This window comes from Bacillus sp. V3-13, from assembly GCF_002860165.1.
In the GTDB taxonomy this organism is placed as follows: Bacteria; Bacillota; Bacilli; order Bacillales; family Cytobacillaceae; genus Bacillus_BJ.
The window spans coordinates 103,572-119,514 of sequence record NZ_PGUZ01000010.1 but is presented as its reverse complement, the minus strand read 5'-3'; the positions used below and the strand labels follow the sequence as shown (position 1 = coordinate 119,514).

The 15,943-nt window shown below is 39.4% G+C and carries 15 protein-coding genes and 1 pseudogene; 1 reads left to right on the top strand and 15 read right to left on the bottom strand.

The genetic code is table 11. From position 1 onward, the window contains the following. Nucleotides 1-77: 77 nt before the first annotated feature. From CU633_RS04270 to CU633_RS04225, 10 genes are all read right to left on the bottom strand, one after another. A complete protein-coding gene (locus tag CU633_RS04270; protein ID WP_101658485.1) occupies nucleotides 78-1,250 on the bottom strand; it encodes an acyl-CoA dehydrogenase family protein in 1,173 nt (390 codons plus the stop codon). After that, nucleotides 1,228-2,802 carry an o-succinylbenzoate--CoA ligase gene (gene menE / locus CU633_RS04265; RefSeq protein ID WP_101658484.1) on the bottom strand — a complete coding sequence of 525 codons (1,575 nt, stop codon included), beginning with the start codon at nucleotides 2,800-2,802 and terminating at the stop codon, nucleotides 1,228-1,230. The genes CU633_RS04270 and menE overlap by 23 nt, the downstream gene beginning before the upstream one ends. Before the next feature lie 237 nt (nucleotides 2,803-3,039). Then, nucleotides 3,040-3,837: an enoyl-CoA hydratase/isomerase family protein gene (locus CU633_RS04260; RefSeq protein ID WP_101658483.1), complete on the bottom strand. Its 798-nt coding sequence runs from the start codon at nucleotides 3,835-3,837 to the stop codon at nucleotides 3,040-3,042. Nucleotides 3,838-3,856: 19 nt separating this feature from the next. Then, nucleotides 3,857-5,563, bottom strand: coding sequence for a dihydrolipoyl dehydrogenase (lpdA, locus tag CU633_RS04255; RefSeq protein WP_101658482.1), 1,707 nt, complete (start codon nucleotides 5,561-5,563; stop codon nucleotides 3,857-3,859). A 16-nt stretch (nucleotides 5,564-5,579) separates the two neighbouring features. After that, on the bottom strand, nucleotides 5,580-6,617 hold the full coding sequence (locus CU633_RS04250) for a dihydrolipoamide acetyltransferase family protein (RefSeq protein ID WP_180954853.1): 1,038 nt from the start codon (nucleotides 6,615-6,617) through the stop codon (nucleotides 5,580-5,582). A 17-nt stretch (nucleotides 6,618-6,634) separates the two neighbouring features. After that, nucleotides 6,635-7,633 carry an alpha-ketoacid dehydrogenase subunit beta gene (locus CU633_RS04245; RefSeq protein ID WP_219620943.1) on the bottom strand — a complete coding sequence of 333 codons (999 nt, stop codon included), beginning with the start codon at nucleotides 7,631-7,633 and terminating at the stop codon, nucleotides 6,635-6,637. A 9-nt stretch (nucleotides 7,634-7,642) separates the two neighbouring features. Beyond that, nucleotides 7,643-8,581, bottom strand: coding sequence for a thiamine pyrophosphate-dependent dehydrogenase E1 component subunit alpha (locus tag CU633_RS04240; RefSeq protein WP_101658493.1), 939 nt, complete (start codon nucleotides 8,579-8,581; stop codon nucleotides 7,643-7,645). 69 nt (nucleotides 8,582-8,650) lie between these two features. Further along, nucleotides 8,651-9,253, bottom strand: a complete 603-nt coding sequence (locus tag CU633_RS04235; protein WP_101658479.1) for a TetR/AcrR family transcriptional regulator — start codon at nucleotides 9,251-9,253, stop codon at nucleotides 8,651-8,653. Between the two features lie 24 nt (nucleotides 9,254-9,277). After that, entirely contained in the window at nucleotides 9,278-9,709 is a 432-nt protein-coding gene (locus tag CU633_RS04230; protein WP_180954852.1) for an acyl-CoA thioesterase, read from the bottom strand. Between the two features lie 165 nt (nucleotides 9,710-9,874). After that, nucleotides 9,875-10,648: a carboxymuconolactone decarboxylase family protein gene (locus CU633_RS04225; RefSeq protein WP_101658477.1), complete on the bottom strand. Its 774-nt coding sequence runs from the start codon at nucleotides 10,646-10,648 to the stop codon at nucleotides 9,875-9,877. Nucleotides 10,649-10,926: 278 nt separating this feature from the next. On the opposite strand from CU633_RS04225, the pseudogene CU633_RS23245 reads away from it, so the two are divergent. Continuing rightward, a pseudogene (locus tag CU633_RS23245) lies at nucleotides 10,927-11,019 on the top strand (zinc ribbon domain-containing protein); the annotation flags it as partial. 124 nt (nucleotides 11,020-11,143) lie between these two features. Here the strand turns inward: CU633_RS23245 and CU633_RS04215 are convergent. From CU633_RS04215 to CU633_RS04195, 5 genes are all read right to left on the bottom strand, one after another. Further along, on the bottom strand, nucleotides 11,144-11,842 hold the full coding sequence (locus tag CU633_RS04215) for an ABC transporter ATP-binding protein (protein WP_101658475.1): 699 nt from the start codon (nucleotides 11,840-11,842) through the stop codon (nucleotides 11,144-11,146). After that, a complete protein-coding gene (locus CU633_RS04210; protein ID WP_101658474.1) occupies nucleotides 11,835-12,605 on the bottom strand; it encodes an ABC transporter ATP-binding protein in 771 nt (256 codons plus the stop codon). The genes CU633_RS04215 and CU633_RS04210 overlap by 8 nt, the downstream gene beginning before the upstream one ends. Before the next feature lie 10 nt (nucleotides 12,606-12,615). Further along, on the bottom strand, nucleotides 12,616-13,617 hold the full coding sequence (locus CU633_RS04205; RefSeq protein ID WP_101658473.1) for a branched-chain amino acid ABC transporter permease: 1,002 nt from the start codon (nucleotides 13,615-13,617) through the stop codon (nucleotides 12,616-12,618). Further along, on the bottom strand, nucleotides 13,618-14,481 hold the full coding sequence (locus tag CU633_RS04200) for a branched-chain amino acid ABC transporter permease (RefSeq protein WP_101658472.1): 864 nt from the start codon (nucleotides 14,479-14,481) through the stop codon (nucleotides 13,618-13,620). Between the two features lie 79 nt (nucleotides 14,482-14,560). Then, a complete protein-coding gene (locus CU633_RS04195; RefSeq protein ID WP_180954851.1) occupies nucleotides 14,561-15,763 on the bottom strand; it encodes an ABC transporter substrate-binding protein in 1,203 nt (400 codons plus the stop codon). Nucleotides 15,764-15,943: the final 180 nt, after the last annotated feature.

The following is a 15,943-nucleotide window of genomic DNA, read 5'->3' as shown; positions in this document are numbered from 1 at the left end:
TCTGTTTTGTGGCAGAACGGAACCCTCAAAGCCGAGTTTTCATAGAACTTTTTACACTACCTGATGAATACGAGCATCTAATAAGATCTTGGCAATCCTAAATTATGCGTTGCTATGAAGTTTAAAATCATTTCCTCAGAAACAGGAGCAATTTTGAATAAACGAACATCCCGCCAGATACGTTCTATATGGTATTCTCTGGCATAGCCGTATCCACCCATAATTTGCATTGCTCGATCGCACACATCGAAGGCGGCATGACCAGCTATTAATTTGGCTGTATTTGCTTCAGAACCATTTGGCAGAGATTGATCATACAACCAGGCTGCTTTATAGTTCATCAATTGTGCGACCTCAATTTCCGCACTATGCTTGGCGAGCGGGAATTGAAGACCTTGATATGTCCCAATCGGTGTATTATTGAAAACGACTCTTTCTTTTGCATAGTTTACGGCTAGTTTGATCGCTAGCTGGCCAGTTCCTATTAATCCAGCGGTGGTAACGATTCTTTCAGCGTTTAAAGTATCAATCAAGTAACGCCAGCCTTTTCCTTCTTCACCGATCAAGTTATCTTTATGGACTTTTAAATTTTCAATGAATACAGTATCTGAACGTACAGTGTGTGTTCCAACCTTATCAATTGCCTGAGCGGTAATGGCAGGATCCTTTGTATCTACTAAAAATAAACTAATGCCCTCTGTTTTTTTATTTACCTCATCGATTCTTGTAGTTCTCGCAACAAGCAGCATCTTATCGGCAACATCAACACCAGAAATCCAAATTTTCTGACCATCTATGATGTAATGATCTCCATCCTTTTTCGCAAAAGTGGTAATTTCGAGTGAGTTGCTCCCTGCATTTGGTTCAGTCAAGGCCATACAGAAATTGAGTTCACCAGAAGCTATTTTTGGTAAATATTCCTGTTTTTGCTCCTCACTTCCGTGAAGCTGTATCGTTACTCCGCCAAAAATAGGTGTTAGCATAAATAATTGCCCTACGGTAGAACCTGCACCAGCTTTCGCAAGTTCTTCTATAACCATTGCCATTTCAAGCAATCCAAGGCCTACGCCGCCATATTCTTCTGGAATGGCAACGCCAATAAAACCATTTTCACCAAGAGCCCTCCATAATTCGTGAGGGAATTCATGCTTGGCATCCTTTTCTCTCCAGTATTCAGTATCATATTTTTGAGCAATTTTTCTTACTCCCTCTTTAAGCATTTGTTGTTCATCGGTGATTATGAAATTCATATGTTTCCTCCTGATCTTGATTTTTTTCTCGAAGAATTCTTTTAAGAACTTTTCCAGATGGATTTCTTGGTAACTCTTTTATAATTTCAAATTGCTTAGGAATCTTAAACTTTGCCAGCTTATTAACGCAGAAGTTCTTTATTTCATCCATTGTTATACTTTCTCCCTCTTTAACTACGATAAATGCCTTTGGAACTTCCCCCCATTTCTGATGTGGTATGCCAACTACAGCAGCTTCTAAGATGCTGGGGTGTTCATAAAGAACTCGCTCAACCTCGAGAGAAGCGATATTTTCCCCACCACTGATAATCATGTCTTTCTTACGGTCAAGTATATATAGGTATCCATCCTCATCTAGACGCCCCATATCTCCCGTGTGAAACCATCCATTTTTGATAGCATTTTTGGTAGCTTCTTCATTTTTCCAGTATCCCTTTGTTACTTTTGGACCTCGCAGCACAATCTCCCCAACCTCACCAGGTGGAACGTCTGCTCCATTGTGGTCAACCACCCTGACATCTAAATGAATACAAGGGATACCGACTGAACCTAATTTTTCAAAAGTTTTATCGCGAGGAACAAATGTATCGCCGGATACAGTTTCTGTTAGGCCATAAGCATCACAGAACCATGCGTTTTTAAAAATATCCTGTACGTTTTTAATAAGGGATTCTGGCATTCTCTCTCCACCCGCGATAATGTAACGAATGGAATCTAGATTATAATCTCTAATATTATCTTTTTGGAGAAGCATAATAATCATCGCGGGTGCTAACCAGACATTCGTTGGTCTTTCCGCTTCTATTGTTTCAAGTAATTTCTGAGGGTTGAAATTCCTCATTATGACGACACTGCCGCCCCTGTATAATGTCCCGGTTGTAGTTAAATCTAAGCCCCCAACATGATACATCGGGCCGGTTATTAATGTTTTATCTTCGGGAACTATATCAAAAGTCCATATGTGTCCAATATTTTTCCAATATAGGTTTTCGTACGAAATCATTACCCCTTTTGGCCGTGAGGTAGTTCCAGATGTATACATCAACCGGTGCAAATCGCTTAATTCTATGTGGGCATCAGGAACATGTATCCCACTATTGGTGGAAATCATATTGTGATATGATTTCCAATTTGAGTTCAATTCATTTGATAGTGTAATATAATGATGTATTTCATTTAATTCATCCCTAATTGAATCAATCGTTTCGTGAAAATCTCCTTCAGTCACGAGTACATTGGCTCCTGCATGATTTAATATGTATGATATTTCATCTGCAGCCAATCTGAAGTTTAAAGGAAGGAAGACAGCGCCGATTCGGTTAGCAGCAAAAATAATCTCTAGGAACTCCGAACAGTTATAAAGTAGAATTCCTATAATATCACCTTTTTTCACACCCAGATTCAGCAATCCTTGTGCAAGAGCACTAACTCTATTATTAAATTCCTTGTAAGTTATTCTCCGATCCTGGTAAACAATAACCTCTTTCTCCGGCTGCTCTCGCGCCCACCTCCTTATCACTGACGAATAGTTGAGATTTCCTTCAAACTTCATTGGAATCCCCCTTTGATTGTTGTTTTGTTTCCCTGATTAAAAAATGTGTATAAAAGCGAGTTAAAATGGAATGTTTTATCTTCGATGTGGTTGTAGAATAATATTAACAAGCAGGTCTTTTACCTACTGGCATTTACAGAGATGAATTTGATACGCAGATCTATCTTTTCAAGCAAATGTTTGTACAGGATAGATAATAAAATCAGTTCTAAGGGGAAATAAACTACCAACTTTTTTTTATTTGCCTTTATAAGCAGGTTTTCGTTTTTCTAGGAATGAACTTAAACCTTCTACACGATCCTCTGTTGTAAAGTTAACAAGCCATGCTTCCGCTTCAAGCGCCAATGCATTGTCTAAAGATATTTCGCTTCCTTTATTGATTGCTTTCTTTGCTTGCATCACAGCAACCGGGCTATTGTTTAAAATGTTTTCAGCCAGCTTATTACATTCAATTAATAGCTCTTCATGTTTCACTACACGATTAACGATGCCCAGCTCTTTTGCACGGTCTGCTGTGATACGGTTTCCTGTGAACACCAGCTCTTTCGCGATTCCTTTGCCAACCAATCTGACTAAACGCTGGGTTCCTCCCCAACCTGGATAGAGCCCAATACAAACTTCCGGGAGGCCTAGCTGAGCTTTTTCTGAAGCGATTCTGATATCACAAGCCATACATAACTCCATGCCGCCTCCAAGTGTGTAGCCGTTAAGTGCAGCTATGACCACTTTATTACTGTTTTCAATCTGGCTGAGCACCCTTTGCCCTCTGTAGACAAACCGCTCTCCTTCAAGCATTGTCATTTGCTTCATCGCCGCAATGTCACCACCGGCAACAAATGCTTTATCCCCTGCACCAGTGATAACTACAACATGAATATTCTCATTGTGTTCAATTTGGTTAAATGTTGTTTCTAATTCATCTAAAACTAATTCATCAATGGCGTTTAACGCTTCTGGACGATTGATTGTTAAAATCGCAATTTTATCTGCAACATCAAGACTTATAAATCTTAGCTTTTTTGTTATGGTTTCCATTTTTATACCATTCCTTCCTTTACGAATGAATCGCTATATTCATACTTGATAACGCGGCCTCCATTAATCCTTCTGAAAGGGTTGGATGCGGATGGATTGTTGAACCAAGTTCTTCTGTGGTTGATTCCAGGTTTAGAGCAAGTGTTGCTTCAGCTATGAGTTCAGAGGCATGATACCCAATAATATGAACTCCGAGAATCTGATTGTATTTTTCTTCTCTTAGCACTTTTATAAAGCCTTCGGATTCTCCATTTGTTAAAGCACGGCCATTGTGGTTGAAATAATATTTTCCAACCTGGTACTTCAGGCCTTTTTGTGTCGCTTCTGCTTCAGTTAATCCAACAGATGCGATTTCAGGCGATGTATAAATACACTTAGGCACAAACTGATAGTCCATCTTTCGATTTTGGCCGAGGCAGTTTTCTGCTGCGATGATTCCCTGGGCAGAGGCGACATGTGCTAAATTTTCAATTCCTGTTAGATCGCCTACGGCAAAGATGGAAGATACACTGGTTTTAAGATTTTCATCCACCCACACTCTGCCGTTTTCGGTTTTTAAACCGATACTTTTGATAACATCTAAATTCGGCATCCTGCCCGCTGCTACTAATATTTGCTCAACCTGTACTTTGTGATAATCATTGCTATGTTCTATATACAATGTTTTTTGTTTTCCATCGTTTGAAACTTCTTTTATTCTGGCAGACGTAATGATGTTTACTTCATCTTTTATCAGTGACCTTTTCAAGAAATTTGCGATATCCTCATCAATTCCTGGGAGTATCTCATTTGCACTTTCAATTAAGGTTACTTTTACACCAAGAGGCGCATAAATCCCTGCAAACTCACATCCTATTGCTCCAGCTCCAATTATTGCTATGCTTGCGGGTAATTTAGTGTGAAATAATGCCTCTTCACTTGTCATCGGTCTTGACTCATTAAGTCCAGGGATGCTAGGCAGAACAGGTTTAGAGCCAGTAGCTAGAATGATGTGCTTAGCGTGGAGCAGCTCGCTTTCTCCATTTCTTTTTTGTACATCTACTTTTTGGGGGGAAACTACCGTTCCTGTAGCATTAATTATTTGTACCTTATTCTTTTGGAGAAGCTGTAAAACTCCAGTTTGGAGCTGGCTCACTATAGCATCCTTTTTTTCTATTAATTTTGGGAAATCAATACTAGGGGTACTGAAAAAAACTCCGAAATCTGCTGCTTTTTTATGTAGTTTTGTTAATTCAGATCCCTTTAATAACGTCTTTGTGGGTATACAACCAGAGTTTAAACACACTCCGCCTAACTCTTTTTGTTCGATTAAAGCAACCTTGCCGCCTAGCTGTGCTGCCCGAATTGCTGCTACATAACCACCTGGGCCTCCGCCTATCACTACTACATCAAATGATTGGTAAGCGGTTTCATTTTGTCCTGCATTAGTTTTTTCGTTACCTTGAATGGCTGGTTGAGGATGCTCTGGTTTTTCTCCTCCGCTATTAGCGTTTGTAACGAGAGTGGCTAACGATTCCCCAACCTGTACAGTTTCCCCTTCCTTCTTAAGAATCGATTCAATTCTTCCATCATCAGGTGAAACTACTTCAACGGTAATCTTTTCAGTCATAATATCAGCTATGACCTGATCTTTTTTTACATGCTCCCCTTCAGAAACTGCCCAAGTTGCGATGGTGGCTTCTGTCATGGTTAATCCTGCCTTCGGGACAATGATTTCCTTCTTCATTTTGCACTTCCCCTAATTAAACAGTATTTTCAATCTTTACTGGGTCTTCAATTAAGCGTTTCACCTTTTCCAGAAATGAAGCTGCTGGGGCTCCGTCAATAACCCGATGATCAAACGAAAGCGACAGAACCAATGTTTTTCCAAATCGAAGAGTTCCATTTTCTACAATCACATCGTCTATTATCCGCCCTACACCAAGAATGGCGGTTTCAGGTGGATTGATAATAGGAGTAAATGCGTCTACCTCATACATGCCCAGATTGCTAATGGTGAATCTTCCGTTTTGAAGATGACTTGGCTTCAATTTTCCATTTCTTGCTTTAGAGACGATGTCTCTGCGATCCAAGGCAATGTCCTCAATAGACATTTTATCCGGGCTTTTTACTACTGGAACGACCAGTCCTTCATCTAATGCAACTGCAATCCCTACATTAATATCATTGTGATAAATAATTTCGTTATCAATGAGAGATATATTAATCAGTGGATTTTGCCGCAGACACTCGGCCGCTATTTTAACGAGTAAATCAGTGAAACTCACCTTAACCCGGCCATTTAGTTGTTCATTGATTTCACTTCGATACTTAACCAGTTGTGTGGCTTCCGTTTTTACGGTTAACGTGACATGTGGAATATCTCTCTTACTCGCACTCATTCGATTAGCAATTGTTCTTCTAATACCGGTTAAAGGCTTCTTATTTACTTCCAATGGGAACGTATCAGTGACTTTATATTGTGTACTATTTTTCCTGTTCAGGGCATCTCGTATGACTTTGCTAGTAATTTTTCCATTAATGACGCTACCCTGCATAGCATTTAAATCTAAGTTTTCTACAATAGCGATCTTTTTTGCAAGCGGGGTTATTTTACGGTTTTCTACTGTCGGAGACAGACCTTCACTATCCGTATTATTATAGAAAAAGATGACGTCCTCTTCTATAATTCTTCCGGATGGTCCGCTTCCAGTTACTTCATTTAAATCTATACTTAGTTTCTTGGATTTTGCCCTGGCCCTTGGTGAAGCGATAAAAGATTTTTTAGGCAATTGAATCAAACCTTCCCCTCCCTGTTTTATGTGAATGAAAACTGTCTGCCTTTGCAAATATTTTTAACAGCTTCGATTATCCGGTCTTCGCTAGGCATGTAATAATTTTCGAGTGGTTTACTAAAAGGTACAGGTGTAAAAGGGGCAGCTACTCTTTGGATAGGTGCGTCTAAGTAATCAAATGCTTCTTCTTGAACCATTGCTGCAATTTCTGCTCCAAAACCGCCTATCTTTACGGCTTCATGGACAATTACTAGTCGGCCTGTTTTTGCAACGGATTGTAGAATAGTATCTTTATCAAGTGGTGTAATTGTTCTAGGGTCGATGATTTCAGCGGAGATTCCTTCTTCTTTTAATTTTTTTGCAACTTCAATGACTTTGTTTACCATTTGGCCAATGGATACAATCGTTACGTCGTTCCCCTCGTTAATAATATTGGCATTCCCAAATGGGATTGTATATTCATCTTCCGGGACTTCGCCTTTCATACCATAGAGCATCTTATTTTCTATAAAAATCACAGGGTTGTCGTCACGTATTGCAGTTTTAAGTAAGCCTTTCGCATCGTATGGATTTGAAGGCATTACCACTTTAATCCCCGGAATATGCATTAGAAGTGCTTCCAAGCTTTGAGAATGTTGTGGACCTGCATTGAATCCTGCACCACTTTGTGTTCTCACAACGAGCGGCAATGTCATATTGCCACCCGACATATAGCGCATCTTTGCAGCCTGATTGATTATTTGGTCAAAGCACACGGCCAAAAAATCCATAAACATAATTTCAACGACAGGCCTTAGTCCGGTAGCTGAGGCTCCAACGGCTAACCCTACAATAGCACCTTCACTTATTGGAGTATCTATCACCCTTGATGCTCCAAATTTTTGCACCAATCCTCTTGTTACACCGAAGGAACCTCCAGATTCGGCAACATCTTCACCTGCTATGAATATTGTATTATCTCTTTCCATCTCTTCGTGAAGAGCTGAATTTACCGCTTGGTTATACCTTATTACCGCCATCATTCCACCTCCTTAAGCATAAACATCTTCTAGTGTTGATTCTGCAACTGGTAACCTGCTGTTTTTAGAAAAATCCTCGGCTTTATCCAATTGATTTTGTACAGTGTCGTAAATTAGGAAAAGTTCATTTTCTGTAACGCCATACTCATCAATTAATCTTGACTTTAAATTTGTAATCGGGTCATTTTTTCGCCATTCTTCAGCTTCACCTTCAGGACGGTATCGCTGGGGATCTCCTTCATAGTGGCCGCTCCAGCGGTTTGTATTACATTCAACTAAAAATGGACCGGAGCCCTCGCGCACTTGTTTTACAACATCGTTTAAACTCTCATATACCTTTGTCACGTCGTTTCCATCAACAGTGCAGCTCTTTATACCATAGGCAGCTCCTCTTTCAGCAACTGTTTCAACAGGTAAATGTTTTTGTCGAGGTGTAAATTCAGCGTATTTGTTGCTCTCACACACAAATATGATTGGTAATTTTAGAATCGCGGCCATATTCAACGCTTCGTGAAAATAACCAATCCCTGTTGCACCCTCACCGAAGAACGAGACGACAACCTGCCCTTTTCCCTTATTCTTGGCAGTTAGCCCAGCCCCAACGGCTATCGGTAAGCCTGCGCCCACAATCCCATTCGCTCCGAGAATACCTAACTCAACATCGACTACGTGCATTGAGCCTCCCTTGCCTCTGCAATATCCTGTTTCCTTACCAAAGAGTTCAGCCATCATTCGATTCATGTCAGCGCCCTTCGCAATACAGTGGCCATGTCCGCGATGAGTACTTGTTATGTAATCATCTTTTGTCAGGTTTGAACATACCCCTGTAGCAACAGCTTCCTGACCAACATACAGGTGTAAAAAGCCTGGAATATATCCGTCAGCAAACAATTTTGAAACTCGTTCTTCAAACATACGAATTTTCAACATTGTTTGATAGAAAGACAGCATTACTTGTTTGTCAAGTTTCAATATCAACCTCTCCCTGACTTGCAATTTATTTCATATAATTAGGCCAAACTATTTACAAAGCCCGTTAAGAACAAAATCGATATAAATATTTGAAAGCTGATCAATCGTCATCCTGCCATATGGGTTATACCATTGATACATAAAATTACTGGCTCCTAACATATAAAGGACAACAATTTTACTATCTCCTACATTAAAAGCTCCCTCATTTTTCCCTTTTTCAACGGTCCTGAAAAAAATATCATAGTATTCGTCTCGTTTTTTTTGTACAATTTTGAATTTATCCGGAGATAGCTGATCAAATTCCTTAAAAAATAAAGTAATATCATCTTTATACTGGTAAATGATTTCTAAATGGGTGTTTAATAATTTAATCAGTTTTTCTTTCGTTCCCATCGTTTGTTTGTCAACGATCTCAAGACGGCATAACCCCTCATTAATAAACCGATCGTGCAATGAAAAAAGAATATCATCTTTACTTTTTACATAATAATACAATCCGCCTTTTGTAATCCCAGCTGCATCAGCTATGTCTTGCATTGATGTGGAATTAAATCCTTTACTAACAAAAAGCCTTAAAGAGATTTCCAAAATTTCTTCTCTCGTGTCTTCGCCTTTTCTTCGTGTGATAGCTGTTTCTAGTTCTGACATGTTAGTCTCCTTTTTAAAAATTTCTTAGCTTATTATCTCCTGCCTGGTTTGTGTTTCCTCCTCTATTACTACAGATTGTTTTAACCGCTTAATCATCTCATCTGTTAGAGGAGTGCTTTTTTGTAAGACAAAATCAAAGTGGACTATTACACCTTCACCCTCTGCAGCTAACTCTCCAGTGTCCTCAATGAAAATTTGGTGTCCAAGGGTGAAACTGCGTAACCCAATCCGCTTCACAAAAGTCTTTACCACAATATTTTGATTTACGTGAAGCTGTTTTTTATAATCACAATGTGTTGAAGCCAAAACAAAAGGCCAATCTTTTATATCGCCAATTATTCTTGTACCTAAAATAAAATCCACACGCGCCTGTTCAAAATAAATGAGATAACTCACATTACTGATATGGCCTAAAGCATCCGACTCACTATATCTCGTTACAATTTTGGTCTGCACATACATCCCACCCATCAAATTTACTAACCAGTCGGTATGTTTTTTTAAATTATACCTACTGGTTGGTATGTAGTCAATTATTTTTTGGTATTTTCAAAATATTTAATTTTTATACAGTACAAACAAAAGGCAAAATGATTTTACCATTCGCCTTTTTAAGAATATTTATGATTTAATAGGTCCTGTTTTATTCTTTAATTCATTGACTAATAATGGCACACTTTCCGTAAATGTATGAATTCCTAGAACACTAATTAATTGGAAAACTTCCATGATTTCTTCCTTAGTTGCACCGTATTTTAATGCATTTCTTATATGGATTCGTATACCAGGTTCATACAAATGCGTTGTTGCTGCATCTATCGCTATATAAATTAATTCTTTAATTTTTGGTTCAAGGGGTCCATTTTTCCACGGAACCGCAGATAGATTAAGATAGGCTTCAAAAAAATCAGGATCTAATGAAAGTAAATTGTCCCATATCTCAGACCAGTATCCTCTTTCTCTAATAAATTGTTCTTTTAATTCAGCTTGTTTTTGTGTTAAATCTGAATCGATTTCAACACCGATATTTCTTAATTCTTCAACAAGTATAGGTACACCCACCGTACAGGTGTGAATACCAAGGACACTCGTTAACTCAAAAACTTCCATGATTTCTTCTTGTGTAGCGCCGTATCTTATTGCATTTTGCATATGAACCTGTGTCCCCGGATTGTACAAGTGCGTTGTTGCCGCATCAATTGCAATATATATTAATTCCTTTACTTTTGGCTCTAGAGTGCCTTTTTTCCATGGGACCGCGGAAAAATTAATATAAGCCTCAAAATATTGCGGATTTAATTTTAGCACATTGTCCCAAAACTCAGCCCAGTACCCTCTCTCTTGAATAAACTTCTCTTTGAGTTCTTTTTGTTTTTCCGATAATTGAACAGTCACATTCCTAACCTCCTAAAATTTAATTCGTATAGTCGCCTTACCATACTGTTTTAAACATCGGCTGTAAAATGCTTAACTACTAAACGGTCGGTATGTTTTATTTAAAAAATAAAACATGGTAGTCTGAGTTATTAAGAATTGTCTAAATTATCCGTTTATTAAGAATAAATTTTATAAGAGATTATTTTTTTAGTCAACAGATTCAAAATAAATAATTTGATTTTCCTATAACACAAATTTTTAACACAAACGGGAAGGCTTTGGTGTTAGATCTATCTGTAGTTTTTTGCAAGAACTGTGGATATTCCAAATTCTATAACAAGAATTCAAGCACTGCTTCAAATGTAATTGATCTGTTTTTTGGAGGGTAAGTAACAAGTAAAATTATGAAGGGATTCTCCTCAAGGGAGATCCCCTCTTTCTTATACATGGCGCGCTGGCACGTAAGACCATTCTTTCCTTGTCAATTCGGTGATGCTAAACAGTCGATGAATACTAGCTGCTCAAGGCCAGATGCTGATAGGCAATATTCATATTTTGCTTGAGATCCTCGGGCTTGTCATGATAAACGATCTTGCCCTTATTTAAAATATACACGTCATCGGCGATACTCAAAGCTGTTGAAATGTTTTGCTCTACCATAAGCATTGACATACCTGCTTCCTTTAATTTCAAGAGAACCTTCATAACCTCCTCCACCATTAGAGGAGAAAGTCCTTCAGTCGGCTCATCGAGAAGGAGTATTTTAGGATTCCGCATCAGGGCCCTGCTGATCGAGAGCATCGATTGTTCGCCACCGCTTAAGGTTCCGGCATATGATTTTTCCCTTTCCTTTAAGCGGGGGAAAATGTCAAAAATACGTTCCAAATCCCAGTCTCCTTTTCCACGATCTGCAAATACAGCTAAATTTTCAGTCACCGTCAAGTTGGGAAAGATCCGTCTTCCTTGCGGGACGATTCCAACCCCTTTTCTGGCAATCTCGTGACTTTGCAGCTGAACAATATTTTCACCTTCAAGGAAGATTTCTCCCTGTTTTTTCTGTACAAAGCCCATAATAGAATGGATAGTTGTCGTTTTGCCCATCCCATTCCTGCCGAGGAGGGTGACCACCTTTCCTTTTGCAACCTCGAGATTCACTCCATGGAGTACATGGCTCGAACCATAATAACTATTAACTTTTTGTAATTTAAGCATATACGGTTCCTTCCTTCCCCATGTAAATTTCCTTTACTTGAGGATTCTCCCTTACATCCTCAGGGCTGCCATCAGCAATAAGCCGGCCTGAATGAAGTACGATCACCCGGTCAGTGTTGCCGAATAAAACCTCGATATCATGTTCAATCATGATGATCGTAACGTCTTTGGCCAATTTATTTATTAATTCGATAATCTGGTTCGTTTCCACCTGCGACATTCCGGCAGTTGGTTCATCCAATAATAACAATTTTGGTTTTCCAGCAATCGCCAGGATCATTTCAATTTGCCGCTGTACTCCATAGGACAGGTCTTTCACCACACGATCGCTGTACTCATGCAGACACCATTCATCAAGAATGCTATCAGCCGATTCATACAAAGAAGCATAATTGTTCCTGCTTGACCGTTTCCACCATTCATTATGCTTTTTGTTCATCCGCTGCAAGACAAGCAGCAAATTTTCCTGAACCGTTAACCCCATCATTAAATTATTTTTTTGAAAGGTACGGACAATCCCATCGTCCGTTCTCTTATAATTTGGATGACTATTTATATTTCTGCCCAGATAAGAAATTGTTCCGCCTGAAGGCAGCAAATCACCAGCAATCATATTGAACAATGTCGTTTTTCCCGCGCCGTTCGGTCCAATCAGCCCAATCCGTTCCCCGACGGATATTTCCAAAGAAATGTCTTCTATTACCTTAAGTCCACCGAAATGTTTTGAAATACCTTTAAGGGAAAGTATGATTTCGTTTTCCATTTGCAGCCACCTATCCATCCATTTTTGTTTGCTGTCTGACTGGTTTTAAGATAGATTCTTCCGGGTTCATTTTTTTCGTTTTCAATGAGCTTCTTTGTATGCTAGTAACAATTCCTGCAATTCCATTTGGGGCAAAAATGACAAACAGGATAAAGGCTGTTCCAATAATCATCATCCAATTTTCTGTGTATGAGCTGATCAGGGTTTCCAAGGCAACGATAAACGCAGCACCAATTACCGGCCCCCATAAGGTGCCTGCCCCGCCGATCAGCACCATAATGAGAACTGAACCTGACATCGTCCAGTAAACATCCGCCGGAGAGATAAAGCCGTTAAAAATCACATATAAACTCCCTGCCAGGCCGCCTAATGTCCCGGCAATCAAAAAACTCAAGTTTTTATAAAATGCGGTGTTATACCCCATTGATTTCATACGCTCTTCGTTTTCCTTTATGCCAATGAATACATATCCCAGCGGAGATTTTAATAGCCTGCTGACGATAAATAACAGGATGGCAAATATAACCAAGATAAAATAATAAATAAACACTTGATTGGACAGTTCCATTGTATTAAAAAGAGCTGGAGCAGGGATGCCCGACAATCCATTTGAGCCGCCTGTCAGATCTGTCCACTGGTAAACAATCGAGTAAAACATTTGTGAACAGGCGAGCGTCAGCATTAAGAAGTAAAAGCCATGTGCTTTTGTAGAGATGAATCCAATCACAAAAGCGAGCAGTAAAGCGATCAACATGCCGATCCCAGTTGTGAGGAAGACGTTAGAACTAAGATGAGTTGCTGCCAGACCCGAGGCATATGCCCCCGCACCAAAAAATGCTGCATGTCCCAATGAGATCAATCCTGTTTGCCCAACGAGTATATTCAGGCTGATGGCAAACACTGCAAATATGAAAATTTCTATTAAAATATTGACATAATAAAGAGATAAAAAGAATGGGACAAGCGCCATAAGCAAAAACAACAGCAATCCTCGAACTGCAGCTTTATTCATTTAAACCCTCCTTCCGATTAGACCTTGAGGCCGAATGACTAACACCAAGGCCATTAAAGCGAATGTAATGATTAAACTTAGTTCCGGAATCAAAAAGCGGCTGAAAGTTTCGACGAAGCCCACTAACACACTTGCATAAACAGTTCCAGCCACGGATCCCAAGCCCCCAACCACTAGAACAACCAGGGATAAGATTAAAATTTGAAACTCCATTCCGGGATAGATTCCGAGTACGGGAGATCCAAGAACACCTCCTAAACCTGCCAGTAAACTGCCAAAGAAAAATACCCCTGTAAACACTAGATGAATATTAACTCCTAATCCGCCAGCCATTTCTTTATCTGATAAGCCTGCCCTAATGACAGCCCCCCATCTGGTTTTTTCCTGTATATACCATAACAGGATCGCGATCAAGCAACCAATCACAATTAGAGCGAGTCGGTAAACCGGGATAGAATATCCGATTATCTCAACAGAATGACTTAATGCTTCCGGAGGGGTTACCGAGAGAATGTTCTTCCCCCATACTATGGAAAAAATATCGTGAAAAATATAAGCGAGACCAAAGGTTAGCAATACTTGAGAAAGATGACCGAGTTTATATGTTGGCCTGAGCAAAATGAATTCTATCAATAAACCTATTAACGCGATGATGACAGGTACGGCCAATACGGCAACCCAAAACGGTAACCCTGACTTGATAATCATCGAGTATCCAATGTACGAACCTAGTAAATACAGTGAGCCATGAGCCAAATTCAAGACTCCAAGGATCCCGAATACAATGCTAATTCCACATGTGATGATAAAAAGGAGAAAACCATAGCTTAAAGCATTCATGATTTGTAGAAACAAAGTCCCCATTGTAACCCACCTTTTGTTTATGATAGTTTCCTGGAAAGAGGCAAATCGGAACCCCCCTCTTTACAGGAAACTGAATGTATTATTTACCTGGATCAGCGACCTGCGGGATTGTATCAATGACTTTGTTTTCTGTCGCTCCGTCTACAGCTTCTGTCTCAACAATGTAAAGATTTTGGATGATGTTGTGGGTTTCTTTATCAAATTTAATAGGTCCTCTTGGACTGTTCAGTTCGATGGACGAAATGGCCTCGAGAAGTTTATCGGGATCTGAAACGTCCCCATCCAATGATTCAATTGCTTTGGCTATAATCATCGCCGCATCATATCCCTCAGCCGATTCAATACTTGGGCGTTGGTTGTATTTTTGCTCATATGCTTGAATAAATTTTTTATTCTCCTCTGTATCCAAACTGTAATCCCAGAAGATAGAGGATTTGATTCCATCAGCAGACAGGGCCTGCTGCGGACGGACATCTTCAGCTACCAGCCATCCGGAACCAATTAGAGGTATTTTACCTTTTAAGCCATATTGTTCGTACTGCTGTACAAAGCGGACCGCATCGCTTCCAGCAAAAAAGGCATATATCCCATCAAAGTCATCCCTGTTCATTTTTCCAAGATAAGACGAGTAATCATTGTTTCCAAGTGGCGGATAAACTTCATCAATGATTTGCCCTCCTGCCTTTGTATACGATTCCTTGAATGCCTCGACAACTTCGTGGCCAAAAGCGTAGTCTGCGGCTGTAAGATAGATTCTCTTGCCTACATTTTTATAAGCCCATTCGCCCATGGAATAGCCAATCTGCCATGAACTGAACGACGATCTCCAAATATAATCACTTCGCTTGCCCCTGGTTAAATCATTCCCTCCAGCATGAGAAACAAGAAAAGGAAGTTTATTTTTGTCAACCTCATCCCGAATCGCATAAGCTACTGCCGTACTGATCGGACCAGTTAATATATCGATTTTGTCTTGCTCAATAAATTTCCTGAGTTTCCGCGGCGATACCTGAGGATCTGCCTCTGAATCTTCATGGATGATTTCAATTTTCTTGCCGGCAACTTCCCAGTTTTGTTCTTCGAAATAAAGATTCATGCCATTTAAAACATTTTCGCCTAGCGAAGCATACACACCAGTAGAAGGCAATAAAGCACCAATTTTGATGGTCTCATTATTTTCCTTCTTACTGCCGGCTGAAGTGGTCGTGCTAATGGCACCCGAGCTGCAGGCTGAAAGCAATATGACCAATACACTCAAAATCAACCAACTTCTTCTAACCATGTTCAAAATACCCCCCTTGTTATTTGTTAACGCTTTCAAAATTCTCTTTTGTTTAGAGAATATTTTAAATATTATTTTAATTGCAATCTTGTTAATATTCAATACTTAATTTTACCTTTCAATCAGAAAACATAATAATAATTTTCATAAAATACCAGCAGATTTTTGTAAAATAGTAAC